Genomic DNA, 26092 nt, shown 5'->3' on the forward strand with positions numbered 1-26092 from the left:
ATACTCCCGGGTAATGTTTTAGGTCGAAGGAGCGCTAGTTGTGATTAGAGAGCAGGATGTCCTTGGCTTTGTTGATCCGCGCCGCCAGGAAAGACGCCTCACCGATATCGGGGTGGAGGCGTTGCATCAGGCGTCGGTGCGCCTCGCGGACCTGCGCCGGGGCGGCGCCCGCTTCAAGACCAAGGACCTCGTAGGCCTCCTCCTTAGTCATGGCGCCCGGACCTGGCGCAACGCCCAGCCCTTCGCGGATATACGGTTGCGCGTGCTCTCGCCAGACGGGAAAACGGCTGTCAAGATACGCCTCTAGAAGCCGGACGCTGTCGGGGTCGCCGCCAACTTCGCGATAGAGTCCCGTCAGTTCGTGCAATTCCATCGAACCGAGCATCCGTCCCTCGCTCAATCCTGCAAGAACAAGTCCTTCAAGGCGACCAGTGCGATGGTCGAGGTTCATTTCCAGCGCGGCAGTCCGCACTGTCGCGTATTTCTGGCCAGCAGACGGCTTGGGCCGGTTTTTCCAGGTAAAGCCCAGCCACAGGATGGCTGCGGCGAGGAAGGGCAATGCCAGCCCGGCGCGGCCGGCCGAGATGGCGCCCAGACCACAAAGCAGAAGCGCCAGCGGAGCCAGTCGCCGCATTGAACGCGCCATGGTCGATGGGTCGGCGCGCAGGAACAGCGCCAGCACGGCGAGCAAGAGCAGGATTGCGGCAAAGGCCGCGATAAGAACGCTCATATATCCAGGCCAATCAGGGTCATCGGTCGATCATAAGTGCATTTGCACAGCGGCGGCAAAGCCGGAACTGCATCATCGAAGACTCCACCTCGGCGATCGATGCGAGTCGTCGTGTCGCAGGCGGTTCGCGGTTGCTAACGAACAATAATGGCGGCCGGTGGACCGCGCTTTCAAATTTACGCGAAGATGAAGCTGGAGCCGGGTTCTAGAGCAGGCCGAGTTCGGCTAGTTCCTGCCGCAGCTTGGGCGGCATTTCGGCGATTCCGGCCGCAGCGCCTCGGGCCAGGTCGACCGGCGCGTCGGCCGGTTTCAGATAACGCCAGCCCTGGAAAGCCCGGCGCGGCTGCCATGCAGTCCGCACGACGGTGGTATCCAGCACCAGATGGCAACGGCCAATACCCTCCGCGTCGGTGAAGGGGCGGATTTCCGTGATGCGCTGACGGCACTGCACATTGCCCTTGATGACCCAGTAGAGCGATCCGATGCCGACGATCTCGGCACCGCGCGTCGGCACCATGCGGGTGGTGTGGAAATGCTCGACGGCCTGGCCGGCGCGGCGCTTCTCATCGAGGCGGAATGCGATCCATTCCTCCAGATCCTCGACGCTGTCGCAGCCGACGCAGAGCTTTATCAGATTGAGAGCCATGGCGGGAATCTAGCGGTTGCCTGACGCCGGTTCAACATCGCCACGGGTTTTGCACAGGGTCGCTTTCCCCCCGCTCACAGGAAAGGAAGCGAGCTTCAGCATTCCACCACGTTGACCGCCAAGCCTCCGAGGCTCGTCTCCTTGTATTTCTCGCTCATGTCGCGGCCTGTCTGGCGCATGGTCTCGATGGCGGCGTCCAGCGGCACGAAATGCGAACCGTCGCCCTTGATCGCCAGCGAGGCGGCCGTCACCGCCTTCACCGCGCCAAGCGCGTTGCGCTCGATGCAGGGCACCTGCACCAACCCGGCGACCGGATCGCAGGTCATGCCGAGATGATGCTCCAGCGCGATCTCGGCGGCGTTCTCCACTTGCGCGGGCGTGCCGCCCATGACGGCGCACAGGCCGGCCGCCGCCATCGCAGAGGCCGACCCCACCTCGCCCTGGCAGCCGACTTCGGCGCCGGAGATCGAGGCATTGCTCTTGATGATGCCACCAACCGCCGCCGCCGTGAGCAGGAAATCGCGGATCGAAGTCTGGTCGGCTTCGGGGTGGAAATGCAGCCAGTAGCGCATCACCGCAGGCATCACCCCTGCCGCCCCATTGGTTGGCGCGGTGACGACGCGGCCCCCAGCGGCGTTCTCCTCGTTGACCGCCATGGCGTAGATGGAGAGCCAGTCATTGGCGAGCAGCGGGTTCGGACGGTTCAGCCGCCACTCCTCCTGAAGCTTGTCGTGCAATTGCCGCGCCCGGCGGCGCACCTTCAGCCCGCCCGGCATGATGCCCTCCTGCGCCAGGCCCCGGTCGATGCAGGCGCGCATGGCGGTCCAGACGGCATCCAAACCGGCGTCGAGTTCTTCGCCCGGCATCTGCGTTTCTTCATTGATGCGCTTCATCTCGGCGATCGACAGGCCGCTCCTGGCTGCCATCGCAAGCATCTCGGCCGCGTTGCGGAAGGGATAGGGCACCTTCTTGCCTTCGGTGGTGATGCTTCCCCTGGCCTTCGCCCGCTGCAATTCCTCCTCGGAAACGACGAAGCCGCCGCCGACCGAATAATAGATGCGCTTCAGCAGCAGCCGGTCGCCGGCGTCGTAGGCGTAGAACGTCATGCCGTTGGCATGGCCGGGAAGCGGCGTCTTCTTGTCAAGCACGAGGTCGATTGCCGGATCGAACCGGTAGAACGGGTGGCCGGGCGGCGAGACGCGCCTGACTGCCGCGATGCCGGCGACGATGGCATCGGCCTCGTCGGGATCGACCTGCGACGGGTTCTGCCCGGCAAACCCCAGGACTACCGCCCTGTCCGAGCCATGGCCGATGCCGGTATAGGCGAGCGAGCCATGCAGGCTGGCCGCGACACGGTCCACCGTCGCGCCGGCGGGGCGCGGCCAGTCGTTGCCGGCCAGTTCGTCGAGGAAACGGCCGGCGGCCGTCATCGGTCCCATCGTGTGGGAGCTCGACGGGCCGATGCCGATCTTGAACAGGTCGAAAACCGAGAGGAACAATGACGCCTCCGCTGGCGCGACGAATATTGAGAGTTCAGCTAGAAATTCTGCTCATTTGCACGTCGTGGCTGCGCGTGTGCCGACCTTGCCTGCTCCCGCCGCGACATGCCTTCTACTCGCACTGATACTGGCTGAGCGCCCATTCGCCGGTCACTGACAAAAGGTCGGCGATTTTCCACGCATCGCCGATTTTCTTCAGCTTCCATTCCAGCCGGTGCGGACTGCCATCGACGACGAACGCAACCACCACATTGGCGCTGTCGCCGCTGATGGCATCGAGCATCTTGAGGCTGCCGCCGATCTGCGCCTTGTCGGCCGGCGCATTGTCCAGCGCCATGTTCGGGTCGAGACATTCGCCCTCGGATTTACGCAAGGCATCCGCCTTGTCGAGCACGGTCCTGGCGGGATCGATGAAGTTGCCGCGCTGGACCGGGTCGAGTTCGGAGCCGAGCTTCTCGTAAAACGGCTTCACCAGCGCCAGGGGACCATCCATCTTCAACGGGACATTGCCGCCGCCTGAAGCCGCCGGGGCCGGTTGCGCGGGCGCTGCGCCCAGCAACCCTTCGGCGGACGCACTCGCCCCCAATGGCAGCAGGCACGCGATCATGAAAACCCACCGCCGGCTACGCATGTCAGACTTCTCCTAGTCCAGGCTTTCGCCCGTCATGCATTCCAGCGTGCTGAGCGTCCAGCCATTGGTCTTCGACGTCAGGTCGGCGACCTTCCAGGAACCGCCGACCTGCTTGAGCGACCAGATCATTTCGCGGCGGGACCCCTCGCCTTCTCCCTCCGGGAAGAGATCGAAGCGTGCGGTGACCTCCGCCGTGTCGCCACTGATCGTTTCGTCAAGCTTCAGCGTGCGCGAAACCGTCTTCTGGTCGAAATCCTGCGCGTCCAGCCCCGGATCGAAATCGATGCACGGCATCTGGTCGGGGTTTTTCCGCAGCGCCTCGTCATTGAGGGCGAAAAGCTTCGTCACCGGTTCGGTGAAGCGGTCGCGATATTTGGCGTCCGGCTCGAACTTGACCGGCGTGTAGAAGAACTTGACGGCGTCCGCAGCGGGACCAGCTACAGCAATGGGGGGCGCGGCCAGCACAAGGGCAACGAACAGGAACGGCATTTTCATCGGCGTCGATCCATCGGAAACGGGATTCGCATTGGCACCAGACATTTCATCCCGGCTTTTTTGCGGTCGATCAAGCCCATTGCGCTCGAACATCGATCGGGCATGAATGAAGCCGAAGGTTTTGCAGAGGTTTCATCGCCGCGCTGCTATCCCGGCTGCGTCGAATCCCCGTATAGTCTTCCGATGCCCATTCGCCAGCTTTCCGAAACGATGATCAACCAGATCGCCGCCGGCGAGGTCATTGAGCGCCCGGCCAGCGTCGTCAAGGAACTGGTCGAGAACGCGCTCGATGCCGGCGCCACGCGGGTCGAGATCGTCACCGCGGGCGGCGGCCTCGGCCTGATCCGCGTCACCGACGACGGTTCAGGCATCCCGGAGCGGGAACTGGAGCTTGCGGTCGCGCGTCATTGCACGTCCAAGCTGTCAAGCGACATACACGATATCCGGTCGCTGGGCTTTCGCGGCGAGGCGCTGCCCTCCATCGGCTCGGTGTCGCGACTTTCCATCCGCTCCCGCACCGCGACCGGCGATACCGCCGCCGAGATCGGCATCGAGGGCGGCCGCGTGTCGGCGGTCAGGCCAGCCGCCGCCAACAAGGGCACGACGGTCGAGGTGCGCGACCTCTTCTTCGCCACACCCGCCCGCCTCAAATTCATGAAGGGCGAGCGCGCCGAGGCCTCGGCCATCGCCGATGTGGTGAAGCGCATCGCCATCGCATTTCCCGCCGTCCGCTTCACCCTCGCCGGTTCCGACCGCTCGACGCTGGAACTGCCGGCGACGATGGAAGACGCCGAAGGGAGGCTGCGCCGAATCGCGCAGATCATGGGCGCGGAATTTCCCGACAATGCGCTGCATCTCGATGCCGAGCGCGAGGGCGTGCGCCTGACCGGCCATGTCTCCATCCCGTCCTTCACCCGCGCCAACGCCTTGCAGCAATATGCCTATGTCAACGGCCGTCCGGTGCGCGACAAGCTCATCGCCGGCGCGCTGCGCGGCGCCTATGCCGATGTTCTGCCGCGCGACCGCCATGCGGTGACGGCGCTGTTCCTGACGCTCGACCCGGCGACGGTCGACGTCAATGTGCATCCGGCCAAGGCCGATGTGCGTTTCCGCGATCCCGGCATGGTGCGCGGGCTGATCGTCGGCGGCGTCCGGCAGGCGCTGGCGGGGGCCGGCATTCGCCCGGCGACCACCGGCGCCGCCGGCATGATGGCGGCGTTCCGGCCCGGCGCGGCGAGGTATGCCCGTGCCGCCGCCTCCACGACCGGTCACGGCGGCTACGGGTCTTACCGGACCTCGGGCTCGGCGGCGTTCGACATTGAACGCTCGCACCAGCGCCCGCTCGACTTTGAAACGGTTGTCGCCGCGGGCTTTGGCGAGGATCCGCAAGTCTTCGACACCGGTTCGCTGCACAGCGCCGACGCCCGCGCCGGCTTTGGCGAGGCTGACGCGTCGCTTTTGCAGATGGAATTGGGGGCGGCCCGCGCGCAGGTGCATGAAAACTACATCGTCGCGCAGACCGCCGACTCGCTGGTCATCGTCGACCAGCACGCGGCGCATGAACGGCTGGTCTACGAGGCGTTGAAAACCGCGCTGCATTCGCGGCCGCTGCCGGCGCAGATGCTGCTTCTGCCCGAAATCGTCGATCTGCCGGAGGAGGACGCCGAGCGGCTGGCGCTGCATGCGGAAACCTTCGCCCGTTTCGGTCTGCGGCTGGAACGCTTCGGTCCCGGCGCGGTCGCCGTGCGGGAAACACCCGCCATGCTTGGCGAAACGAATGTCGTGCAACTGGTGCGCGACCTCGCCGACGAGATTGCCGACAACGACACTGTCGATAGGCTGAAGGCCCGGCTCGACCGCCTCGCCGCGACCATGGCCTGCCACGGCTCGGTCCGTTCCGGCCGCAGGTTGAAGCCGGAGGAGATGAATGCCCTGCTGCGGCAGATGGAGGCGACGCCCGGCTCCGGCACCTGCAACCACGGCCGCCCGACCTATATCGAGCTGAAGCTGGCCGATATCGAGCGGTTGTTCGGGCGGCGATGAGTTTTTACCCTCTCCTTGTGGAGAGGGCGCGAGCGCTACCGCTTCAAATTCACCAGCACCACGCCGCCCAGCGCCAGCGCACCGCCGAGAATGCCGCCGAGCGAAGGCACTTCGCCCAGCCAGAAGAAGCCGATGATCGTCGCCATGGGCGAGATGAGATAGAGGAAGTTCGAGGCACGCGCCGCTGGCAGGCGCGACAGCGCCGTCGACCACGCCGCATAGGCGATCAGGCCGGGGACGATGGCGAGGAAGACGACGGCGCCGATGCCGGCATTGTCGGCTACCGCCGCTTCGCGCAAGGCGCTTGGCAGGAAGAACGAAAGGCACAGCGCGCCGAGCACCATGTTCCAGGCCGAGATGGTCAGCGGATGGTGCCGGACGAGCAGCGGCTTCTGCACGATGGTGTTGATGGAGGAGCACAGCGCCGACCCGAGCACCAGAAGCGCGCCGCCGTTGAAGCTCAACCCTTGCCCTTCGCCGATGGCAATGATGCCGATGCCGGCGAACGATACGAAGGTGCCGAGCCATGCCAGCCTGGAAAAGCGCTCGCCGAGCAACGCCATAGCCATGATGGCGGTGAAAATCGGGCTGACATTGATGATGAAGGACGCCGCGCCGGCGGAAACAGTCAGTTCGCCGATGTTGAGCAGCGCCGTGTAGAGCGCGATGAAGATCACACCGCCGACGGCGAACCGCCAAAGCTCCTCTTTCCGGGGCAGCGCCGGGCGGCGGATGGCGAGGTAAAGGGCTGCGGGCACCGCCGCGATGGCGAAGCGCAGGGCGCCGAGTTCCAGAGGGCCGAAAGCGGCAAGTCCGGCGCGGATGGCCGGAAATGCCGATGCCCAGCCGACAACCGTCAGGGCGACGGCGATGGCGGCGGTCGTGTCGATGCGCGGTGTCGTATTCGAAAGGCTCACTGTGGCGCTCATGGCTTGTGCTCTGTTGAACGGGCTAAGCATTAGCTGTGGTAGGCCGGCACATGACACCCGTTTCCCGCCATTGACAAACGACGAAATCGGCGATGAGCTGTGAGCATGGATCACAGCTACGACATGCTGCCACTCGAAACCCTGCGCGCCTTCGACGCGGCGGCGCGCAGCGGCAGCTTTTCGGCAGCGGCCGACAAGCTAAACCTCACTCACGGCGCCGTCAGCCGGCAGATCGCCAAGCTCGAGGACTGGCTCGGGTTGAAGCTGTTCGACCGCGGCGCGCGCGGCGTCGCCCTCACCATCGAAGGCAACCGTCTGCACCTGCGCACGACGGAAGCGTTCGCGCTGATCGCCTCGAACTCCGACCGCTGGGTAGAGCCGCGCGGCACCGCCGTCGTCAGGCTGACGTCGATACCGTCCGTCAGCGGCCTGTGGCTGATGCCGAGGCTTCCAGCACTCGAAAGCGGCGAACCGCGGCTGCGCATCATTCTCGATGTCGACATCCGCCAGGCGGACCTCGCCGACCAGGGCATCGATCTGTCGATCCGCTGCGGGCGCGGACGCATCCCGGATCGCATATCGCTGCAACTGTTCGAAGAGCACATCTTTCCGGTCGCGTCGCCGGAACTGGCGCACGACATCGGCAAGGGCAACCCTTCCCGGCTGCTCAAATACCCGCTCATCAACGATTCCGACGCGTCCGGATGGCGGGCATGGCTCGGCGCACAGGGCATCGACTATCGCCCGCGTCCGCAGGATCGCCGCTTCGAGGATTACAACCTCGTCCTCGACGCTGCCGCCCATGGTCTGGGCGTCGCGCTGGCAAGGCCGCCGCTGACCGAACATCAGCTCAAATCCGGACGCATCGTTCCGGTGGACGAGCGCACGGCCCTCAATCCGGTGTCCTACTGGATGGATCGCCCGCTTGGCCGTCCCCGCGCCGCAGCCGCCGAGTTGGCGCAGCGCATCGGCAAACAGGCCGGCGTGGATCGCGGGCGCATCGATGCGTTCCTGAAAGCCGAGCGGTAGCCTAGAACGCCAGGATCAGCGCCAGCAACATTGCGGCGACAACCGCTGAAGCGGTCACGATCAGGCCGACCGAGATTTTCTCGCCGGTTGATTCTGCGGGAGCCTGTACACCGCGTATCGAACGTTTTTGGACGGCTCCCTTACCGGACTTGACCGCCAAGGCGTCAGCCTGCGCGGCAGGCGGAAGCACCGCGAACCCATGCAATGGAAAAGGAGCGGGACGGTTTGATGCGGGTGGTTCGGCCGCGCGCGCCCCTGGCGCAGGCACATCCGTACGAGCCAGAGGATCGGAAGCGCCGCCCGGAGGACGCGGTTCCTCCGCCGCGACTTCGGTCGAAAAGGCCGCTCCCGCGAGCCCGTAGGCGCGCAGGACAGCCGCCGATCCATCCTGTTGCGACCGCACCGTCTCCGACAGAGGCAACGCCGCCGACGGTATCAGAGTGCTGATCGTGCTCGCAGATGAACCTGTTGGTGGCGCGGGAGCAACCAGCGCCTTGACCAGCGCGACCTTTGCCGGGTCGGCCTTGGCCAGCGGCTGCGACTTCACCGCTTCCGCAATCAGCGACATCAGGCGAACGGCGGAAATGGCCATGCAGTCCCGGCTTTCCTACAACTTTCGCAGCCTTGCTAGCAACCGAACGTTGCGTCAGGCTGGTTGCGCTTGACCCTGGCCCCTATTTGTGGCGATGAAATCGTATGGAGACCGGCACAGCAAGATGATGAACCGTTTCGAAGGCCCAGGCGGCAGGGAAGCCCGCATCCGCTATCTCGATGGCGATTTCCAGATCACCAGCCCGGGTGCGTTCGTGCGCTGCGCCGTCACCGGTGAATCCATTCCATTGGACGACCTGAAATACTGGAGCGTCGCCCGGCAGGAGCCATACGCCAGTGCCGTCGTTTCGCTCGGCCGTGAGATCGAAGCCCATCCGGAGTTGCGCAAGCGCGGCTAGCTGCCCGTTCCCGGATTGGCCAGCCGACGCCGCCGCCACGCTTCCCGCGTCTCATTGACGATACGCTCAGGCGTGTTCTCGAGATCGAAAACCGTTTCGATTTCAAGCACGTCCAGCTTTTCCCTGAATCCTTCCGGTAAGGGCTCCTGGGCCAGCCGCACGGCATCCTTGGCTGTGGTGATCAGGCCAAGGCCTTCCTTCTCCGCATCCGCCGCTAGATCGCTCAACTCGTCCTGCGCATAGAAATGATGATCCGGGAAGGATCGGCGTTGCATCACCGTTCCGCCCGCTTCTTCGACACTTCGGAAGAATTTATCCGGATGGCCAATGCCAGCGAAGGCAAGGAATCTCCCGCCCGCGATTCCGTCATCGATGCGCGGCTGGGTACGCGCGGCGAAAATCGGCTTTCCCGCGCGCGCCGCCTGCCGCACCACCGCATCCGCCTCGGTGCCGTCACCCATCCGCAGCAGCGCATCGGCGAAGGGCAGCTGGTCCGCAACCCGCGCGCGCAACGGCCCGCCCGGTATCACATGCCCGTTGCCCAGCCCATACCGGGCATCGACGACGATCAGCGCGAAATCGATATGGATGCGGCCGCTCTGGAATCCGTCATCCATGATGAGGAAATCGCAGCCATGCTTGTCGATGAGCAGCCGCGCACCGGCCGCCCGGTCTGGCGTCACCGCCACCGGCGCGTGGGCTGCGAGCAGCAGCGGTTCGTCGCCGACATGCTTGGCGCTGTCATGATGGACATCGACGATATGCGGCTCGGCGAAGCTGCCGCCATGGCCGCGCGACAGGAACCCGGGCTTCAGCCCCATCGAGAGCGCCTGCCGGCAAAGCGAAATGGCCACCGGCGTCTTGCCGCTGCCGCCGACGGTGAAGTTGCCGACGCACAGAACGGGTGCTGCAATCCTTTCGCGTCTCGCCGACTTCATGCGGCGACCGGCGACCGCGGCATAGGCCGCAGACAGCGGAAAAAGCGCCCGCGCCCGCCAGTCCGGCTTTTCCCACCAGAAGGGCGGCGCTTCGCTGGCCATTCTACCGGCCGTTCGCCCGCTTGAGCCTGGCCTTGACGATCAGCGGCTGGATGAAAGGCTCGAGTGTTTTCAGGGTGCGCGACAGCGCGCCGCGCATCTCGCCCACTGTAGCGGCGCCGGCGGCGATCATCTCGTGGCGGGCCACTTCGTTGGAAAGCAGGAAATTAACCGCCCCGGCCAGCATGTTGCGGTCGCGCACGAGCTTGGCGCCCCCGCTATCCAGCAGGCGTTGATAGGATTCGCGGAAATTCTGCACGTTGCGCCCGGCCAGCACGGCCGTATCCAGCATCGCCGGTTCCAGCGGGTTCTGCCCGCCCTCCGAGGTCAGCGAACGGCCAACGAAAGCGATCTCGGTGAGCCGCAGATAAAGCCCCATCTCGCCGATCGTGTCGCCCAGCAGGATATCCGTGTCGGCGGTGATCTTGTCGCCGCTGCTGCGGCGGGCGAGGCTCAGCCCCATTCCCGCAATATGCGCGGCGACCGCATCGCCCCGGTTGGGATGGCGCGGCACGATGATTGTCAGCAGGCCCTTGTGCCGGCGGCGCAGCGCCGCATGGACTTCCGCCGCCACCGCCTCCTCGCCGTCATGGGTGGACACCGCGGCCCATGTCGGACGCTGGCCGATCTGCCTGGTCAGCGCCGCGAGAGCCTTTTCGTTGGCCGGGGGTGGGGCCGTATCGACCTTGAGATTGCCTGAAACGGTGACGGGCCGGGCGCCAAGCGCGCTAAAGCGCTCCCCATCGAGTTCCGACTGGGCCACCACATGCGCCATATTCTCGAACAGCGCCTCGGCGATGTGCGCGCGCTTTTTCCACGAGGCGAAGGAACGGTCCGACAGCCGGCCGTTGACAAGCACCTGCGGCACGCTCCGGGCGCCGAGTTCAAGGATGGTTATCGGCCAGATTTCCGACTCGGCGATGATCGCCAGGTCCGGCCGCCAATGATCGAGAAAACGGCTGACCGCCGGCTTCAGGTCCAGCGGGACATACTGATGGATGACGCGCCCGCGCAAGCGGTCCTCGACCACTTTCGCCGACGTCACCGTGCCGGTCGTCAGCACGATATTGACCCCGAAATCCAGAATGCTTTCGACCAGCGGGATGACCGCGATCGTTTCACCGACGCTCGCCGCGTGCACCCAGATCAGTGGCCCCTCCGGCCGCGGCTGGCTGGCGACCCCCCGGCGCTCTCGGCTGCGGCTGCGGTCCTCTTTCCCGTTGGAAGCCCGCCACGCCACATAGGGCCGCGCCAGCGGATAGGCGGCAGCCCCGGCGAAGCGGTAGAGGGACAGCATCGTCCTGGCCCAGCGCTCGCTCATCAGCGCTCGTCCACGAGGCGATATGCCTTGGCCGTGGCGCTGTTCAGCTCGGCGGTCAATTCGCGGCGCTTGTTTTCCATCTCGGTTTCGTCCGCGTCGGCGGGGACGAAGATGGGCTCGCCGACCGCGATGGCCGAACGCCCGAAGGGCAGATTGATCGTTGTCTTGTCCCAGCTTTTCTCGATCACCTTGCGGCGGCTCGTCGCCAGCGCGCCGGGAAAGATCGGGCGTCCGGAGAGCTTTGCCAGAAGCACGACGCCCATGCCTGATTCGCGCGGTGTTCCATGCGGGATGTCGGCAATCATGCAGACGTTCTTGCCTGACATGAGCGACTTTTTCAGGGCGATGAGCGCCTTGGCCCCACCCTTGTCCATCTGCCGCGTATCGCTGCGCCCACCCGAACCGCGCACCGACTCGATGCCGAACTTCTCGATGACAAGCGCATTGATCTCGGCGTCGGCGCTACGCGAAACCATCGCCACCAAGGGCGTGCGGCTGGGATAGAACGCCGGCAGCAAAATGTGCTGGCCATGCCAGAGCGCGATGATGCCAGGCTCCAGATCCTCGTAGCGGCTGCCGGCAAAGACGATGGAGCCCGCCACGGCCGGATTGGTCAGCCGGATGAAGCGCATCGCCTGCGTGAACAGGCTGGCGATGGCGCCCTTGACGAACCGCGATTCGGCCAGCGGCCGGCGGACACGTTTCCAGAACGACTTCAGCCGGCGATCACGTCGCTTGCCGGGTGCGGAAACGGCGGTCCGCGACATTTCTGCCTTGCCGTCTCGCATTACGAACCGGCACCGCTTTGCGGATCGAGCAAGCGGTGCAGATGGACGACGAAATACCGCATATGTGCATTGTCGACACTGGCCTGTGCCTTGGCCTTCCAGGCCGTCTGAGCCGTCTGGTAGTCAGGATAGATTCCAACGATGTCGAGGTTGTCGAGATCGCGGAACTCCGTGCTGCCCAGCTTCGCCAGTTCGCCGCCGAAAACCAGGTGCAGAAGCTGCTTTTTCCCGTCTTCTCCGACCATGTCATGTCCTCACATTGCGTGATTTGCGACTGGTCTAGACCAAAGCAGCCGACTTTGAAACCTTGAAACGCGATCAGCTCTGCGCGTCGGCCAGCACGTCGATGAGCTCATCGACCAGTGCAGTACTGCCGGCGACCAGCGCGCCGAGTTCCGTGATTTCGCCAGCATAAGAAGGCGTGCGGCGGCGGCTGTCGAAAAGATGCCCGCCGGCTTCCGTCAGGATCAGTTCGGCGGCGGCGATGTCCCAGTCATGGGCGTTCGGTTTGACGAAAGTCGCATCCAGACTGCCATCGGCGATCATCGCCAGCCGGTAGGCAAGCGAGGGTATATGCGGCACCCGGTTCATCCGGCCCTGCCACGCCTGCGGAAGCCGGTCCAGCAGCGCCTTCGGCCCGGCGATATTGAGGATTTCCCCCAGCTCTCCGGTCCGAATGGGACGACCGTTGCGGAAGGCGCCCTGCCCCCGCATTGCCCAATAGGTCTCCTGTCTGGCGGGGCATTCGAGCACACCTGCCAGCGACCTCCCTGCTTCCACCACGGCGACGCTGACGCACCATGTGCTCCGTCCTTCCAGGAAGCCGCGCGTACCGTCGATCGGATCGACAACGAAGGTCCGCCGCGCCGACAGCCGCGCCGGATCGTCCGCCGTCTCCTCGGACAGCCAACCATAGTCGGGCCGCGCCGCCAGCAGCGTTTCCCTCAGATAAGTGTCGGCGGCATAGTCCGCCTCGCTGACCGGAGACGTGCCACCCTTCATCCACACTTCGGGGCTCTTGCCGAAATAGCCCATGGCGATGACGCCGGCTTCGCGCGCGGCATTCTTCAAGAGGTCGAAATCTTCGGCGGCAGCGGCAATGCCGGCTGTGTCAGTTTCCGGCAAGCGTCATCCCCTCGATCAGCAGCGTCGGTGACGCAATGCCGAAATTGCGGTCGAGGTCGCTGGCCGGCACCATGCTCATGAACATGGATTTAAGGTTCGAGGCGATCGTCACTTCCGACACCGGATAGGCAAGCTCGCCGTTTTCGATCCAGAAGCCGGAAGCGCCGCGGCTGTATTCGCCGGTAATCATATCGACGCCGTGACCGAACAACTCGTTGACGTAGAAGCCGGATTTCAGCGACCGGATCATCTCTTGCGGGGAAGCCTCTCCGGCCTCGATGGCGAAATTGGTTGGCGACGGCCCGACGGACGAACCGTTGCGCGCGCCGCGCCCGTTGGTCGTCAGGCCGAGTTCACGCGCCGAGGACGTCGAAAGCAGCCAATGGTGCAGCACGCCTTTTTCCACGATGAAAAGCTTCTCGCCCTCCACGCCTTCGCCATCGAAGGGCCGCGACGCAGGGCCGCGCCTACGCAGCGGGTCGTCGGTCACGGTGATTGACGCGGAAGCCACCCGCTTGCCCATCAAGTCACGCAGGAAGCTGGTCTTGCGCGCCACCGCGCCGCCATTGATGGCTCCGGTCAGATGTCCGGCAAGACCACGAGCGACGCGCGGGTCGAAAATGACATCGACCGTGCCCGTCTTCACCTTGCGGCCGCCGAGCCGTTTCACCGCCCGCTCGCCTGCCTTGCGTCCTATGTCCTGCGGTGAATCGAGTTCGGCGAAATGCAGTCTCGACGAGAATTCATAGTCCCGCTCCATCTTCGTCCCCTCGCCCGCGATGACGCTTGTGGAACGGGAGAACTGACTGCTGCCATATTGGCCGAGGAACCCATGCGACGTCGCCAGCACCATGCCGAAATAGCCGGTGCCGGCGCCGCTGCCTGAGGAATTGGTCACGCCGCTTACCGCCATCGCCGCCTCCTCCGCGGCCAGGGCGTCGTCGCGCAGCCTGTCGGCCGAAACGACCGTAGGGTCGAAAAGATCGAGGTCCATCGTCTGGCGCGCGAGCAAAGCCGGGTCTGCGAGACTCTGGTACGGATCCTGGGGCGACACCCTGGCCATCGCCACCGCGCGCTCGGCCAATGCCTTCGCATCGGAATTGACGGTCGCCGAGACGCTCGCCACGCGGCCGTCGACGAAAACGCGCAAAGACATGTCTTCACTTTCCGAAGCGCCGGTGTTCTCGACCTTGCCGAGCCGCACCGACACGCCGGTGGAACGGCTCATCGCAACCACCGCGTCGGCGGCATCCGCGCCGGCCTGTTTCGCCGCTTCCACCAATCCGGCAACGCGGTCGGTCAGTTTGGCGGAATCCAGCGTATCGTTCATGTTAGAGCCCTGATTTTTCGGCCGCACCCGGCAGCGTCGCTGCTGCACCATCTATTGTTCCGGTCATAGTTGTGCAATGGGAGAAGCGACCATCCGCCGCGCGGCGGATCGATCATGACGGATCATTGAGACCGTCAGTATCCCAATCGACAGAACGGATTTCTGCGCCATGACACCCTTCCACCTCGCTTTTCCTGTCCGCGACCTCGATGAGACGCGCGCGTTCTATGGTGACGTGCTCGGCTGCGCCATCGGACGGTCGTCCGATACCTGGGTGGATTTCGACCTCTTCGGCCACCAGATGTCGGCGCATCTGAGGCCGCAGGCGTCAGCCGCCGCCAGCGACGGCAAGGTGGACGGCATCGCCGTACCGATCCCGCATTTCGGCGCCGTGCTTCTGATGGACGACTGGGAAAAGCTAGCCGCCCGGCTGGAGGCTCGCGACGACATCGACTGGCTGGAGAAGCCAATGGTGCGCTTCAAGGGTCAGCCCGGCGAACAGGCGACCCTGTTCATCCGCGACCCTTCGGGAAATGCGCTCGAATTCAAGGGTTTCCGCACGATGGAGCAGGTATTCGCGCACTGAGCATACGCGAACGCTTCAGTGCTTCCGCGGCTCGTATTGTGATTTGAGCGCCGCCTCGACGGCGTGTTTGACCTCGTCCTTGACCGCCGCGGTTTCCGCCATCACGGCGTCGATCTTGAGGAAGTCGAGCACGCGAAACCGCGACACCGGCGGCCGGATCAGGATATCCGGGCGGCACTGGGTGAGCTTGTTGGCGATGATGGATTGCATCATCAGTTGCGTCGCGCCAAACATCAGGTCGACCGAGGTCGGCCGTTTACGTTCGCCGTCGGTTGGTGCGCCGACCACATCGACCGCGATGATGATATCGGCGTCGTGCTCGATCAGGTCGAACGGCACGGGATTGTAGATACCGCCATCGATCAGCATGCGGCCGCCGCGCACCACCGGTTTGAAAACGGCGGGGATCGCCGCCGAGGCGGCAAGCGCCGAATGCAGGTCGCCATCCTGAAAAACCGTCGACTTGTGGCCGAAGAAATCGGTTGCGGTGACTTTGAGCGGGACCTTCAGTTCGGCGAAGGTCTCCGGCACCTGCTCGGGCAGGAACGCCTTGAGAATACGCTCGATGTTGAACTGGCTGACGCGCAAACCGCCTTCCATAGCTTCGGCGAATGTGCCCGGACGCGCCCGCCACATGCGGCTCGCAACCTGCGCACGCGTACTCAGGATGGAGCGGGCATAGTCGTGGATGTCCCGGCCTGCCATGCCGGACGCCATGCCGGCGCCCATGATGGCGCCGATGGACGAACCCGCTATGGCGACGGGTCGGACGCCCAGCTCGTCGAGCGCTTCGATGACATGGATATGCGCCAGGCCGCGCGCGCCGCCGCCGCCGAAAGCCACGCCGAAAGTCGGGCTCATCCGGCGCTCCCGTCCTTCTGGGCTGGTCCCAGGATCATGACCGCCGGTTCCGGGGTAAGCAGCTTTTTGGCCACCGCCTTGACGTCCTGCAATGTCACGCCCTCGATGTAACCGACACGCCGCTGCATGTAGTCTATGCCGAGCTTCGCCAGTTGCAACTCGATGAGGGTCGAAGCGATGGCGCCGGAGGAATCCAGGTTGTTGATGGCGTAGGCGCCGACCATGTAGGTCTTGGCGGCGGCGAGTTCAGCTTCCGTCGGGCCTTCATCGGCCATGCGCCTGATGACGTCGCGCACCACGCCAAGCGTCTCTGTTGCGCGGTCCGAGCGGGTGGCCGTGCCCACCATCAGCGCCGAGACATGGTCTTCGTTCACCAACCCGGAACTGACGTTGTAGGCCAGCCCGCGCTTCTCGCGCACCTCCCCGAACAGACGCGAAGTGAAGGTGCCGCCGCCAAGAATTTCGTTCATCAGCACGGCGGCATAGAAATCCGGCGCATCGCGCGGCACGCCGGGATAAGCCATCTGAATGGACGTCTGCGGCAGGTCGTAAGGGACATGCAATTCATTGCCGAGCTTCAGATCGACATCCGCCACCGGGGTCAGCGACTGGTGTTCCGGCAGGCCGCCGAACACCGCGTCCAGCCTGGTTTTCAGCGTTGCGGCGTCGATGGCGCCGACCACCGCCACATGCAGGCCGTCGCGGGCAAACATGGCGCGATGGAACTGGCGCAGGTCATCCGTCGTGATCGCCGCCACGCTTTCCTTCGTCCCTTCGTCAGGGCGCGCATAGGGATGGCCGCCATAGAGCGCCTCAGCCCATTTCGTCGCTGCGACTTTCTGCGGGTCGCGTTCGCTGGCGGCAATGCCAGCCAGGATCTGCCCACGGATGCGCTCGACCGGTCCCGTGTCGAAACGCGGTGACTGCACCGCCAGATGCAGCAGATCGAACGCCTCGTCCTTCTGCTCGGCCAGCATGCGCATGGCACCGTAGATATTGTCATGGGTCTGGCCGAAATGCATCTCCGCCCCCGCGTCGTCCAACCGGATCTGGAACGCCTCGCTGTCGAGATCACCCGCGCCCTCGTCGAACAGTCCGGTGATGAGGTTGGCCAGCCCCTCCTTGCCGGGCGGGTCCTGGGTGCTGCCGCCGTCGAAAACAAAACGCACTGTGACGATCGGCACCGAATAGTCCTCGACCAGCCAGGCGGTGATGCCCTTGTCGGATTTCACCTCCTGAATGGTGACGGCGGCACGCGCCGTGATCGCCGGCAGGATGAGGAACAGCAACGACAGAACCATGGTCAGGGCTGGAATGGCGACGCGCGTCCGCACGGCTTCGAAGCTCGGCATCATCAATTCTCCAGCCGTGTCGTCGGCGGCAGCAGATAGCCCGTCACCGAGCGACCCAGAACCAGATAGCGCGACGCCACCTGCTTCACGTCCGCCGCGGTCACCTTGCGGACCCTGTCTGGCCATTGCTCGATATCCTGGACGGTGCCGCCAGTTGCGAGCGTGCTGCCATACATGTTCGCCATCGAGTTCTGCTTGTCGCGCGCGAAGATCATGGAACGGACGTAACGGTTCTTCGCCTTTTCCAGTTCCTCGCCGGTGACGCCGTCCCGGACGATGCGGACGATCTCGGCATTCACCGCCGCCTGCAAATCAGCGAGCTTGGCGCCGCCCCGCGGCGAGGCATAAACGGCGAAGCTGGTGTCGTCGAGCATCGAGCCCTGGAATGACGCGCCGGCCATGGCCGCGATGCCCTGCTTGACCACCAATTGCTGGTACAGGCGGCTGCGGCTGCCGCCACCGCCGAGAATTTCGGCCAGAAGGTCCAGCGCCTCTGCTTCGCCGGGCTTGGCAGTATGATAGGAGGGCACGACCCATTGCGTCGAGAAGCTGGGCACGCTGACGCGGGCATCCGTCAGCGTCACCGTGCGGCTGGTGTTCTGCTCCGGCTCGTCAGGGCGGATACGCGGCGGCAGAGCCGGGCCCCGCGCGAGCTTTCCATAAGTTTTTTCGGCCTGCGCCTTCACCGCCGCTGGCTCGACATCGCCGGCTACGATCAGCACGGCATTGTTGGGCTGATAATAACGGTCGTAAAAAGCCCTGGCGTCGGCGCGGTTGAGCTTCTCCATCTCCTGCATCCAGCCGATGACGGGCACGCGATAAGGCTGGTTCTGGTACAGCGTGGCGTTGACCTCTTCCTCCAGCAATGACTGCGGATCGCTGTCGACGCGCGCGCGCCTCTCCTCCAGCACCACGTCGCGCTCGGTCGCCACCACCTGGTCGGTGAGGATCAGGTTGCGCATGCGGTCGGCCTCGAATTCCATCATCCGGCCAAGCGCCGACGGTGCGACGGTCTCGAAGAACGCGGTGTAGTCGTAGGAGGTGAAGGCGTTGTTGTTGCCGCCGATCGACGCCACCGCACGGTCGAGTTCGCCGGCCGCGTGGGTCGATGTCGCCTTGAACATCAGATGCTCGAAGAAATGCGCGATGCCGGATTTGCCCGGCGGCTCATCGGCGCTGCCGACCTTGTACCAGACCATATGGGTGACGATGGGCGCGCGATGGTCGGGGATGACAACAACCTCCATGCCATTGTCGAGCAGGAAATTGGTGATCTTGCTGTCATCCGGCGACGGCCGGGCGAAGGCGGATGTCGAAATCAGCGACAACATCAGGATGACGAACCGGCTCGGCCAGCGGGCACTATGCTTCATTCAGTCGCTCCGGGCGTTTCGGACGGGAGGATAGGCAGGGCGTGGGCCTGCGGAAAGTGAATTGTTCGTCATGTGACCGCCAAAGACGGCTGAAGTCAGGCAGCTTCGATGAAGCGGATGACCGTCTCGCCGTAGAAACGCTCATCCACGACGGCAAACCCGTCGCCACGCGCGAAGGGTGCAGCGGCGGCTTCCTCGACCACGCAAAGCGCGCCGGGGGCAAGCCAGCCGCCGGTTTGGAGCGATTGCAACGCGCGCTCCCCCAGGCCCTTGCCATAGGGCGGATCGGCGAACACCAGCCCGAAGGGCCCGAGCGTGCCGGCGTCGCCAAGCGCCGTCGCATTCCGCCGGAATATCTTGGTGCGTCCCGTCAGCCCGAACGCTTCGACATTGGTGCGGATCAGCCCGCGGCCCTCGGCGGATTCCTCGACGAACACTGCGTAGGCCGCGCCGCGCGACAGCGCCTCCAGCGCCAACGCGCCTGTCCCGGCGAAAAGGTCCAGCACACGCGCGCCGGCAAGCTTTTCAGGAAAGCGGTGGGCGAGCACGTTGAAAACCGCCTCACGCGTCCGGTCGGTCGTCGGGCGGATGTCGTTCGAGCGGGGCGTCGCCAGCGGCCGCCCGCGCAGTTCGCCGCCGACGATCCGCATCAGCGGCTCTTCGGACGCCTGGGCGGCCCCTTGGAGCGAGACCGGCCCTCTGCTGACCCACGTCCACCCTCGTCACGGCGGGACGCTCCGGGCTTTGAAGGCGTATCTTCCTCCGCCTTCCTGGTTTGCGGCCGCGCGCCCGGCGCCATCCACACATTCGCACCTCGCTGGCCCGGAGGATCGATAGGCTTTTGCGGACGCTCGGGTTTCTTGCCGGCGCGGGGCTTGATCGCCGGTTTTTCGGCGCCAGGCTTGGGAGCAAACGTCACGAAGCGATCTGGCCGCTCACCGAACTTTGCGGGGCGTGCCGGATTTTCGCCGCGTTCGAATTTCGGCCGCTCCGCCCGCTCCCCACGCTCGAACTTCGGCCGTTCGGGCCGGGTCGAAAGCTTGCCCAGCGCTTCGTCGCGGCTGTTTTCCTTGCGCTTGCGGTTCTTGATCAGCCCGCCCTCTCCGATGGGCCGGCGGTCGCCGTCACGGGTGAACTTCGGACGGTTTTCCTCGTCAGGCCGGGGTTCGGTGCGCCGGACCGGCTTGTTGGAAAACGGCGTGGCGATTTCCGCGTCGAAATTGGCGCCCGATTCCTCGACGAGCCGCTCGCCAAGCTGGTCGCGCAACATCCGGCCTTTGACTTCCAGCACGTGACCTTCCGCCAGTTCGCCAAGCTGGAAAGGACCGTAGGAAATGCGGATCAGCCGCGTAACCTCGAGCCCGAGCGACCCCAGGATATTCTTCACTTCGCGGTTCTTGCCCTCGCGCAACCCGATGGTCAGCCAGGCATTGCTGCCTTGCGTACGCTCGAGCGACGCCTCGATCGCGCCGTAGAAAACGCCGTCGACGGCGATGCCTTCGCGCAGGCCGGCCAGCGACTTTTCATCCACCTTGCCATGAACACGCACACGATAGCGCCGCAGCCAGCCCGTCGCCGGAAGCTCCAGCACGCGCGACAAGCCGCCATCATTGGTCAAAAGCAGCAGTCCTTCGGTGTTGATGTCGAGCCGTCCGATGGTCATCAGGCGCGGCAATTCCGCAGGCAACACGTCGAAAACCGTTTTCCGGCCCTCGGGGTCGCGGTTTGTCGTCACCAGGCCGGCCGGCTTGTGGAACAGGAACAGCCGCGTGCGCTCGATGGCCGGAATTTCCGTGTCGTCGAGATGGATGACATCGGCGGCGCTGACGTTGAACGCCGGCGTAGCCAGCACCTTGCCATTGACCTTGATGCGGCCGGCGGCGATCAGTTCCTCGGCGTCGCGGCGGGATGCGATGCCGGCCCGCGCCAGCCGCTTGGCGATACGCTCGCCGCTTTCCTCGACAGCTTCCGTCGGGCGCGGCCGTGGCTTGAATTCACCGGACGGCTTGCGGTCGCCGAAGTCTTTCCTTGGACCAAATTCCTTCCGCTCACCGAAATCCTTCTTCGCGGCGAAATCGCGCTTTGGTCCTCGATCCGATCCGAATTCACGTTTGGGCCCAAAGTCGCGTTTCGGTCCCTGATCCGGCTTCGACCCGAAGTCGCGTTTTGGCCCGAAATCACGTTTGGGCCTGGAATCCTGGTTCGGCTTGTCGAACGGCTTGCGTGAGGCGCCCTCGCCACTGCCATAGGTTTTTTTGGCAAAGGAGCCTCCCCCAGCGCCTGAGCGATCGCCAAACTCGCGCCGAGGCGGCCGTTCGCCGCCTTCGCCGCGGACGGCATCATTGTCGCGCGGGCCAGTGCGCTCGAAGCGTCCCGGCCTCGGAGCTCCACCTTCCCGCTTTTCGTAGGGCTTGCGCTCGCCAAAATCCTTGCGCGGGGGTCGCTCGCCACCCGGCGCATGGCCGGGGCGGCTGAAATTGCGCTTCGGCCGTTCGCCGCGCGAATCGTCCTTGCGGAAATCGCGCTTGGGCCGCTCGCCGGCGACACCGGGCCGCTCGCTGCGTTGGAAATCACGTTTCGGTCCAGCACTGGATGCAGGCTTGCCATCCGCCCGCTTGGCAAAGGGCTTCTTGTAACCCGCCGATGGCTTGCCGCCGCCAGCACCTTTTCCGCCAAAGCTTTTACCACCGGCGCCGGCCTTGCCGCGCGGGCGGGGCGCATCGCCTCCGCGCCTGGGCTTCTTGTCGTCTTCGTCACTCATGTGGTCTTTGCTCTTTTGCGCGGCTAGATAGATTGCGCGTTTGCGCGGCTAGATAACAGGATCGCCGCCGGGTGGCGAGGAGTAATCGGAATGGACGCAGCGTGAAACGGCCGGACTTCATGGCCGTCGCCTTGTCGGAGGCGGAAGCGGCAGCCGGGCGCGGCGAAGTGCCGGTGGGCGCCGTGGTGGTACGTGATGGCGTTGTGGTCGCTGCTGCCGGCAACCGAACCCGCGAACTGGCCGACCCCACTGCTCACGCCGAGATGCTGGTCATCCGCGAGGCCTGCCGCCGGCTCGGCTCCGAACGCCTCACCGGCCACGACCTCTACGTCACGCTCGAACCCTGCGCCATGTGCGCAGGGGCCATCTCCTTCGCAAGGCTGCGGCGGCTTTATTTTGGCGCGACCGACGAGAAGGGCGGCGCGGTGGTCAGCGGCGTGCGGTTCTTTTCCGCGCCGACCTGCCATCATGTGCCGGAAGTCTATGCCGGGATCGACGAAAGCCGCTCGGCATCCGTGCTGAAGGAATTTTTCCGGGAACGCCGCGAGCCCTGAGCCGGGCCTGCGATCAACCGCGCTTGCCCGGTTACCAGGGCCACCAGTCGAACTTGCCCTTCTTGACGGACGATTCGCGCTTCAGGCGGCGTTCCTTCTTGTACTCGTCCTCGCCCAATTCGCCCTGCGGCGCGGTGGCCGCGGCGGCACGATAGGTGAGCGGCGGTTCGCTGAGGTAACGGCGGCTCGTCGGGTCGCCCTGCTTGGTCGCGGCCAGCTGCTGGCGGAACTTCGCGCCGTCTTCCAGCGCCTTGCGATGCGTCCAGCCGATCTCATGGCCGTTGTCGGACGACTCGGCGGCCTGCAGCGCGGGCACGCGGCTGCCGTCATTGGTGTCGTCGACGATCTGCGGCTGGAAATTCGGGTCGTCGCGGTTCGCCGTCGCCTCGCCGCGAAGCCGCGCACGCTTCTGCTCGGGCGATTCCGGCCATTGGTCGGCGGCGGTCTGCGTGATGCTGTCCTGCGGCGCGGGCAAGGCTTCCTTCTGCCCCGGCGCCGGCTTAACCAGCGCGGGACGCGGCTTGTAGTCGATCGAGTTGCCGTTCTTCGGCGCCAGCGAAAACGCGTTGCTGAGATCGCCGACGAGTTGCTCGTTGGCGGTCTTGTCCGTGCCATAGGTGGGAGAACTCATGCAGCCGGCCAGGGCCAGGCCCGACGCGACCAGCGGCGTCAGCAGCGCAAGGCGCGCATGATGTCTGTTGGTCATCCCCGAAAATCCCACTCTGTAACCTCTGTTCGCGGCCCGTTGCGCGGCGTTGCCTGTTCGCTCTTCCGACGAAATTCCGGCGACAATTTGTCTGGCGAAGTTTTGCGTGTTTACCTCAACCGGCAGTCAAGGGCAACGCGGGGCCGGAAAACCGGGCCTCGCGTTGCATTTGTGCACCTAAAGCCGGCCGAGCGACTTCAGCTCGTGCAGCACTTCGGCGTCGCGGGCCGAAACATCCGGGAAGGCCGGGTCGCTGCCGACGTCGGCGGTATAGCGCCAGGAGCGGGCGCATTTGCGCAAGCCCCGGTCCTCGGCTTTCTCGATCACCACCGCCACGCCCGGCGCCTCGCGAAGCGAGAAGTTCTCCGGCGGCACACTATCGTGCGAGATGACCAGATCGCTGGTGATGCAGATTTCTGAGAGATCGACGCCGGACAGGGCATCCTCCAGTGCGGCGTCCGTCATGTAAACGACCGGCACGGCTTCCAGCGAGGATCCGATCGTCTTGCGGGCGCGCTCCAGTTCCAGCGCGCCGGTGACGACGCTGCGGACCTGCCGCACCTTGCGCCACTTTTCGGCGAGCTTGTCGTCGCGCCATTCGGCCGGCACGGTCGGCATCTGCTCGAGATGCAGCGAGCGAGCATCCGGGTTGCGCTCCAGCCATGCTTCCTCCGTCGTGAAGGGCAGCATCGGCGCCAGCCACTTCACCAGGCAATCGAAAAGATGGCGCACCACCTGCACGGAGGCCTTGCGCTTCACGCTCGACGGTCCGTCGCAATAAAGCGCGTCCTTGCGGATGTCGAAATAGAAGGCTGAAAGCTCCACCACCATGAAGTCGAGCAAAGCGCGGGTGATACGCTTGAACTCGAAGGCGTCATAGCCCGTGCGCACCAGCGCATCCAGTTCCGCCAGCCGGTGCAGCATCAGCCGCTCAAGCTCCGGCATCTCCGCAATCGGAACCTCCGCGCCGTCGTCATGCGCCAGCGTGCCGAGCATCCAGCGGATGGTGTTGCGCAGCTTACGGTAGGCGTCGATGTTGGTCTGCAGGATGGTCTTGCCGAGCCGCTGGTCCTCCCAATAGTCGGTCGTCACCACCCACAGGCGCAGGATATCGGCGCCAGACTGCTTGATGACATCCTGCGGCACGACCGTGTTGCCGAGCGATTTCGACATCTTGCGGCCTTCCTCATCCATGGTGAAGCCATGGGTGATGACAGCATTGTAGGGCGCCCTGCCCCTGGTGCCGCAGCTTTCCAGCAACGAGGAATGGAACCAGCCGCGATGCTGGTCCGAGCCTTCGAGATAGACGTCCGCCGGCCATTTCAGGTCCGGCCGGTCTTCCAGCGTGAAAGTGTGGGTCGAGCCGGAATCGAACCAGACGTCGAGGATGTCCTTGACCATCAGCCACGGCTCGTTGGTCCGGCTCCCGAGGAAACGCTCGCGCGCGCCTTCGGCGAACCAGGCGTCCGCGCCCTCCGTCTCGAAGGCATCGACAATGCGCTGGTTGACCGCCTCGTCCTTCAACACATTGCCGTCGGCATCGGCGAACACCGCGATCGGTACACCCCAGGCGCGCTGGCGAGAAAGCACCCAATCGGGCCGCTCCTCGATCATCGCCCTCAACCGGGTTTGCCCGGCGGCAGGCACGAAGCGCGTGTCGTCGATGGCGGCAAGCGCGCGGGAACGCAGGGTGTCGGTCACAAGATACTTTGACCCATCCGTTATATGCTTGCCAGTAAGATCAATTCTCTCGTCGGACAGTCGTCTATCCATATAGACGAACCATTGTGGTGTGTTGCGGAAGATGATCGGCTTTTTCGAGCGCCAGGAATGTGGATACTGGTGCTTCAGCCGTCCGCGCGCGAACAGCGCATTGCGCTTGATAAGCTCGTCGATGACAGCCTGGTTGGCGTCGCCCTTCTTGCCGTTGTCGTCGATGACGCGCACAGCTCCGCCCTCGCGATCCGGCCCGAAACCGGGAGCATCCTTAGTAAGGTAGCCACCGTCGTCCACGGTGAACGGGATTGCCAATTTGGCTAGTTCTTTGGCCTGCCATTCTTTGTTAAACGTTCCGTCCTCCAATTTCGAGGCAACGTTTATAAGTTTCTCCTCCCGCTTTGCGTACTCGACCCACACATCGAAATCCTCGCGGCCATGCCCGGGTGCGGTATGCACGAAGCCGGTGCCGGCGTCGTCGGTGACATGATCGCCGGGCAGCATCGGGACGGCAAAGTCATAGCCGCCGCCGAGACCTTTGAAGGGGTGGCTTAGGGTCGTGTTGTCCAGTTCTTCGGTCGTGACGTCCCGGAGGCGGTTCAAGCTAAGCTTTGCTCTTGTTGCGGCATCTTCTGCGAGTGCATCAGCAAAGATGAGCAGTTCGCCGGGGCGTGGACCAAAATCATTTTGAACTTCGCCAACTTCGTAAAGTCCGTAGTTTACGCGTGGCGAATAGGCGACGGCACGGTTGCCGGGGATCGTCCAAGGCGTGGTCGTCCAGATAACAACAGACGCCCGCATCCGTTCTTTGATTACCCGATCACCTTCTTCACCACTAATGCCGCCCGTTGATGCCACCGGAAACTTCACCCAGATCGTATCCGACTCATAGTCGTGGTACTCGATCTCGGCCTCGGCCAGCGCCGTGCGTTCCACCACTGACCACATCACAGGTTTCGAGCCACGATAGAGCTGGCCGCTCATGGCGAATTTCAGCAATTCGCCGGCGATGCGCGCCTCGGCATGGTAGCTCATGGTCAGATACGGGTTGTGGAAATCGCCGACGACGCCGAGCCGCTGGAACTCGTCGCCCTGCACCTTGATCCAGTGTTCGGCATAGCGACGGCATTCCTGCCGGAACTCGATCATCGCGGCCGGGTCGGAAAGATCGGGCTTCGACTTGCCCTTCGAGCGGTAGTTTTCTTCCTCGATCTTCCATTCGATCGGCAGGCCGTGGCAGTCCCAGCCCGGCACATAATTGGAGTCATTACCGCGCATCTGGAACGAGCGGGTGATGACGTCCTTCAGCACCTTGTTCAGTGCATGGCCGATGTGGATGTTGCCGTTGGCGTAGGGCGGGCCGTCATGCAGCACGTATTTCGGCCGGCCGGCTGCGTCCTCGCGCAGGCGCTTGTAGAGGTCCATATCCTGCCAGCGCTTGACCAGCACCGGCTCTTTTTCCGGCAGGCCGGCGCGCATCGGGAAATCCGTCTGCGGCAGGTAAAGCGTCTTGGAATAGTCAATTGTCTCGGCGGTGTCGGTCATTGCTCTGCCATATGCGTTGCCCGGCGGCGGCCAGGGCGTTGAACCATCATGTTCTGGAAGAAGCGCAAATGCGCGTCATAGTCCC

At 64.5% G+C, this 26092-nt stretch carries 25 protein-coding genes; 5 read left to right on the top strand and 20 right to left on the bottom strand.

Going from position 1 to position 26092, the window contains the following annotated elements; genetic code table 11:
• Positions 1 to 34: 34 nt before the first annotated feature.
• From J2X35_RS06810 to J2X35_RS06830, 5 genes are all read right to left on the bottom strand, one after another.
• Positions 35 to 730: a DnaJ domain-containing protein gene (locus J2X35_RS06810; protein WP_310183206.1), complete on the bottom strand. Its 696-nt coding sequence runs from the start codon at positions 728 to 730 to the stop codon at positions 35 to 37.
• A gap of 205 nt (positions 731 to 935) precedes the next feature.
• Positions 936 to 1376: a DUF1489 family protein gene (locus J2X35_RS06815; RefSeq protein WP_310183208.1), complete on the bottom strand. Its 441-nt coding sequence runs from the start codon at positions 1374 to 1376 to the stop codon at positions 936 to 938.
• Between the two features lie 95 nt (positions 1377 to 1471).
• Positions 1472 to 2875: an L-serine ammonia-lyase gene (locus J2X35_RS06820; protein WP_310183211.1), complete on the bottom strand. Its 1404-nt coding sequence runs from the start codon at positions 2873 to 2875 to the stop codon at positions 1472 to 1474.
• A 112-nt stretch (positions 2876 to 2987) separates the two neighbouring features.
• Entirely contained in the window at positions 2988 to 3506 is a 519-nt protein-coding gene (locus J2X35_RS06825) for a hypothetical protein (protein ID WP_310183214.1), read from the bottom strand.
• A gap of 12 nt (positions 3507 to 3518) precedes the next feature.
• Complete coding sequence (locus tag J2X35_RS06830; RefSeq protein WP_056115555.1) at positions 3519 to 4001, bottom strand: hypothetical protein; 483 nt, start codon at positions 3999 to 4001, stop codon at positions 3519 to 3521.
• 183 nt (positions 4002 to 4184) lie between these two features.
• On the opposite strand from J2X35_RS06830, the gene mutL reads away from it, so the two are divergent.
• A complete protein-coding gene (gene mutL / locus J2X35_RS06835; protein WP_310183217.1) occupies positions 4185 to 6044 on the top strand; it encodes a DNA mismatch repair endonuclease MutL in 1860 nt (619 codons plus the stop codon).
• Between the two features lie 35 nt (positions 6045 to 6079).
• Here mutL and J2X35_RS06840 read toward each other — a convergent pair whose 3' ends face one another.
• The gene (locus J2X35_RS06840; RefSeq protein ID WP_056109906.1) at positions 6080 to 6973 is read right to left on the bottom strand and encodes a DMT family transporter; all 894 of its coding nucleotides are present in this window, start codon (positions 6971 to 6973) and stop codon (positions 6080 to 6082) included.
• Positions 6974 to 7078: 105 nt separating this feature from the next.
• Between J2X35_RS06840 and J2X35_RS06845 the strand changes: the two genes are divergently transcribed.
• The gene (locus J2X35_RS06845) at positions 7079 to 8002 is read left to right on the top strand and encodes a LysR family transcriptional regulator (RefSeq protein ID WP_310183218.1); all 924 of its coding nucleotides are present in this window, start codon (positions 7079 to 7081) and stop codon (positions 8000 to 8002) included.
• Between the two features lies 1 nt (position 8003).
• Here J2X35_RS06845 and J2X35_RS06850 read toward each other — a convergent pair whose 3' ends face one another.
• Positions 8004 to 8594, bottom strand: a complete 591-nt coding sequence (locus J2X35_RS06850; RefSeq protein WP_310183220.1) for a hypothetical protein — start codon at positions 8592 to 8594, stop codon at positions 8004 to 8006.
• Between the two features lie 124 nt (positions 8595 to 8718).
• On the opposite strand from J2X35_RS06850, the gene J2X35_RS06855 reads away from it, so the two are divergent.
• The gene (locus J2X35_RS06855; RefSeq protein ID WP_310183222.1) at positions 8719 to 8952 is read left to right on the top strand and encodes a DUF2093 domain-containing protein; all 234 of its coding nucleotides are present in this window, start codon (positions 8719 to 8721) and stop codon (positions 8950 to 8952) included.
• On the opposite strand, the gene lpxK is transcribed toward J2X35_RS06855, so the two are convergent.
• From lpxK to J2X35_RS06885, 6 genes are all read right to left on the bottom strand, one after another.
• On the bottom strand, positions 8949 to 9992 hold the full coding sequence (gene lpxK / locus J2X35_RS06860) for a tetraacyldisaccharide 4'-kinase (protein ID WP_310183225.1): 1044 nt from the start codon (positions 9990 to 9992) through the stop codon (positions 8949 to 8951). The genes J2X35_RS06855 and lpxK overlap by 4 nt on opposite strands.
• 1 nt (position 9993) lies before the next feature.
• Positions 9994 to 11310, bottom strand: coding sequence for a lipid IV(A) 3-deoxy-D-manno-octulosonic acid transferase (waaA, locus tag J2X35_RS06865; protein WP_310183227.1), 1317 nt, complete (start codon positions 11308 to 11310; stop codon positions 9994 to 9996).
• Positions 11310 to 12077, bottom strand: a complete 768-nt coding sequence (locus J2X35_RS06870; RefSeq protein ID WP_310183230.1) for a lysophospholipid acyltransferase family protein — start codon at positions 12075 to 12077, stop codon at positions 11310 to 11312. Before J2X35_RS06870 ends, waaA begins: the two co-directional genes overlap by 1 nt.
• 20 nt (positions 12078 to 12097) lie before the next feature.
• Positions 12098 to 12343 (bottom strand): DUF4170 domain-containing protein, encoded by a 246-nt coding sequence (locus J2X35_RS06875; protein WP_056109915.1) that lies wholly within the window; start codon positions 12341 to 12343, stop codon positions 12098 to 12100.
• A gap of 73 nt (positions 12344 to 12416) precedes the next feature.
• Complete coding sequence (locus J2X35_RS06880; protein ID WP_310183231.1) at positions 12417 to 13223, bottom strand: 3'(2'),5'-bisphosphate nucleotidase CysQ; 807 nt, start codon at positions 13221 to 13223, stop codon at positions 12417 to 12419.
• Positions 13210 to 14553: a TldD/PmbA family protein gene (locus J2X35_RS06885; RefSeq protein WP_310183232.1), complete on the bottom strand. Its 1344-nt coding sequence runs from the start codon at positions 14551 to 14553 to the stop codon at positions 13210 to 13212. The genes J2X35_RS06880 and J2X35_RS06885 overlap by 14 nt, the downstream gene beginning before the upstream one ends.
• A 169-nt stretch (positions 14554 to 14722) precedes the next feature.
• Between J2X35_RS06885 and J2X35_RS06890 the strand changes: the two genes are divergently transcribed.
• Positions 14723 to 15139, top strand: coding sequence for a VOC family protein (locus J2X35_RS06890; RefSeq protein ID WP_310183233.1), 417 nt, complete (start codon positions 14723 to 14725; stop codon positions 15137 to 15139).
• Positions 15140 to 15154: 15 nt separating this feature from the next.
• On the opposite strand, the gene J2X35_RS06895 is transcribed toward J2X35_RS06890, so the two are convergent.
• The 5 genes from J2X35_RS06895 to J2X35_RS06915 form a co-directional block, all read right to left on the bottom strand.
• Positions 15155 to 16000, bottom strand: coding sequence for a patatin-like phospholipase family protein (locus J2X35_RS06895; RefSeq protein WP_310183235.1), 846 nt, complete (start codon positions 15998 to 16000; stop codon positions 15155 to 15157).
• Positions 15997 to 17355, bottom strand: coding sequence for a M16 family metallopeptidase (locus J2X35_RS06900; RefSeq protein WP_405023185.1), 1359 nt, complete (start codon positions 17353 to 17355; stop codon positions 15997 to 15999). Before J2X35_RS06900 ends, J2X35_RS06895 begins: the two co-directional genes overlap by 4 nt.
• Complete coding sequence (locus J2X35_RS06905; RefSeq protein WP_310183752.1) at positions 17355 to 18683, bottom strand: pitrilysin family protein; 1329 nt, start codon at positions 18681 to 18683, stop codon at positions 17355 to 17357. Before J2X35_RS06905 ends, J2X35_RS06900 begins: the two co-directional genes overlap by 1 nt.
• Positions 18684 to 18820: 137 nt before the next feature.
• Positions 18821 to 19375: a 16S rRNA (guanine(966)-N(2))-methyltransferase RsmD gene (gene rsmD, locus J2X35_RS06910; protein ID WP_310183239.1), complete on the bottom strand. Its 555-nt coding sequence runs from the start codon at positions 19373 to 19375 to the stop codon at positions 18821 to 18823.
• Positions 19375 to 21486 (bottom strand): pseudouridine synthase, encoded by a 2112-nt coding sequence (locus J2X35_RS06915; protein WP_310183241.1) that lies wholly within the window; start codon positions 21484 to 21486, stop codon positions 19375 to 19377. The genes rsmD and J2X35_RS06915 overlap by 1 nt, the downstream gene beginning before the upstream one ends.
• Before the next feature lie 101 nt (positions 21487 to 21587).
• Between J2X35_RS06915 and J2X35_RS06920 the strand changes: the two genes are divergently transcribed.
• Complete coding sequence (locus tag J2X35_RS06920; protein WP_056109930.1) at positions 21588 to 22040, top strand: nucleoside deaminase; 453 nt, start codon at positions 21588 to 21590, stop codon at positions 22038 to 22040.
• Positions 22041 to 22071: 31 nt separating this feature from the next.
• Here J2X35_RS06920 and J2X35_RS06925 read toward each other — a convergent pair whose 3' ends face one another.
• Both J2X35_RS06925 and ileS read right to left on the bottom strand, forming a co-directional pair.
• A complete protein-coding gene (locus J2X35_RS06925; RefSeq protein WP_156459796.1) occupies positions 22072 to 22746 on the bottom strand; it encodes a hypothetical protein in 675 nt (224 codons plus the stop codon).
• A gap of 177 nt (positions 22747 to 22923) precedes the next feature.
• Positions 22924 to 26007 (bottom strand): isoleucine--tRNA ligase, encoded by a 3084-nt coding sequence (gene ileS / locus J2X35_RS06930; protein ID WP_310183248.1) that lies wholly within the window; start codon positions 26005 to 26007, stop codon positions 22924 to 22926.
• Positions 26008 to 26092: the final 85 nt, after the last annotated feature.

This window comes from Mesorhizobium sp. BE184, assembly GCF_031457045.1.
Lineage (GTDB): Bacteria > Pseudomonadota > Alphaproteobacteria > Rhizobiales > Rhizobiaceae > Mesorhizobium.

Bases quoted from the DNA above. Each gene is read 5' to 3' on its own strand.
- mutL (WP_310183217.1), top strand. From the start codon at position 4,185: ATGCCCATTCGCCAGCTTTCCGAAACGATGATCAACCAGATCGCCGCC.
- J2X35_RS06900 (WP_405023185.1), bottom strand. From the start codon at position 17,355: ATGATGCCGAGCTTCGAAGCCGTGCGGACGCGCGTCGCCATTCCAGCC.
- waaA (WP_310183227.1), bottom strand. From the start codon at position 11,310: ATGAGCGAGCGCTGGGCCAGGACGATGCTGTCCCTCTACCGCTTCGCC.
- J2X35_RS06915 (WP_310183241.1), bottom strand. From the start codon at position 21,486: ATGAGTGACGAAGACGACAAGAAGCCCAGGCGCGGAGGCGATGCGCCC.
- J2X35_RS06870 (WP_310183230.1), bottom strand. From the start codon at position 12,077: ATGTCGCGGACCGCCGTTTCCGCACCCGGCAAGCGACGTGATCGCCGG.
- lpxK (WP_310183225.1), bottom strand. From the start codon at position 9,992: ATGGCCAGCGAAGCGCCGCCCTTCTGGTGGGAAAAGCCGGACTGGCGG.
- J2X35_RS06925 (WP_156459796.1), bottom strand. From the start codon at position 22,746: ATGACCAACAGACATCATGCGCGCCTTGCGCTGCTGACGCCGCTGGTC.
- J2X35_RS06850 (WP_310183220.1), bottom strand. From the start codon at position 8,594: ATGGCCATTTCCGCCGTTCGCCTGATGTCGCTGATTGCGGAAGCGGTG.
- J2X35_RS06840 (WP_056109906.1), bottom strand. From the start codon at position 6,973: ATGAGCGCCACAGTGAGCCTTTCGAATACGACACCGCGCATCGACACG.
- J2X35_RS06875 (WP_056109915.1), bottom strand. From the start codon at position 12,343: ATGGTCGGAGAAGACGGGAAAAAGCAGCTTCTGCACCTGGTTTTCGGC.
- J2X35_RS06825 (WP_310183214.1), bottom strand. From the start codon at position 3,506: ATGCGTAGCCGGCGGTGGGTTTTCATGATCGCGTGCCTGCTGCCATTG.
- ileS (WP_310183248.1), bottom strand. From the start codon at position 26,007: ATGACCGACACCGCCGAGACAATTGACTATTCCAAGACGCTTTACCTG.
- J2X35_RS06815 (WP_310183208.1), bottom strand. From the start codon at position 1,376: ATGGCTCTCAATCTGATAAAGCTCTGCGTCGGCTGCGACAGCGTCGAG.
- rsmD (WP_310183239.1), bottom strand. From the start codon at position 19,375: ATGCGGATCGTCGGCGGCGAACTGCGCGGGCGGCCGCTGGCGACGCCC.
- J2X35_RS06830 (WP_056115555.1), bottom strand. From the start codon at position 4,001: ATGAAAATGCCGTTCCTGTTCGTTGCCCTTGTGCTGGCCGCGCCCCCC.
- J2X35_RS06905 (WP_310183752.1), bottom strand. From the start codon at position 18,683: ATGTTGTCGCTGATTTCGACATCCGCCTTCGCCCGGCCGTCGCCGGAT.
- J2X35_RS06810 (WP_310183206.1), bottom strand. From the start codon at position 730: ATGAGCGTTCTTATCGCGGCCTTTGCCGCAATCCTGCTCTTGCTCGCC.
- J2X35_RS06895 (WP_310183235.1), bottom strand. From the start codon at position 16,000: ATGAGCCCGACTTTCGGCGTGGCTTTCGGCGGCGGCGGCGCGCGCGGC.
- J2X35_RS06845 (WP_310183218.1), top strand. From the start codon at position 7,079: ATGGATCACAGCTACGACATGCTGCCACTCGAAACCCTGCGCGCCTTC.
- J2X35_RS06855 (WP_310183222.1), top strand. From the start codon at position 8,719: ATGATGAACCGTTTCGAAGGCCCAGGCGGCAGGGAAGCCCGCATCCGC.
- J2X35_RS06885 (WP_310183232.1), bottom strand. From the start codon at position 14,553: ATGAACGATACGCTGGATTCCGCCAAACTGACCGACCGCGTTGCCGGA.
- J2X35_RS06890 (WP_310183233.1), top strand. From the start codon at position 14,723: ATGACACCCTTCCACCTCGCTTTTCCTGTCCGCGACCTCGATGAGACG.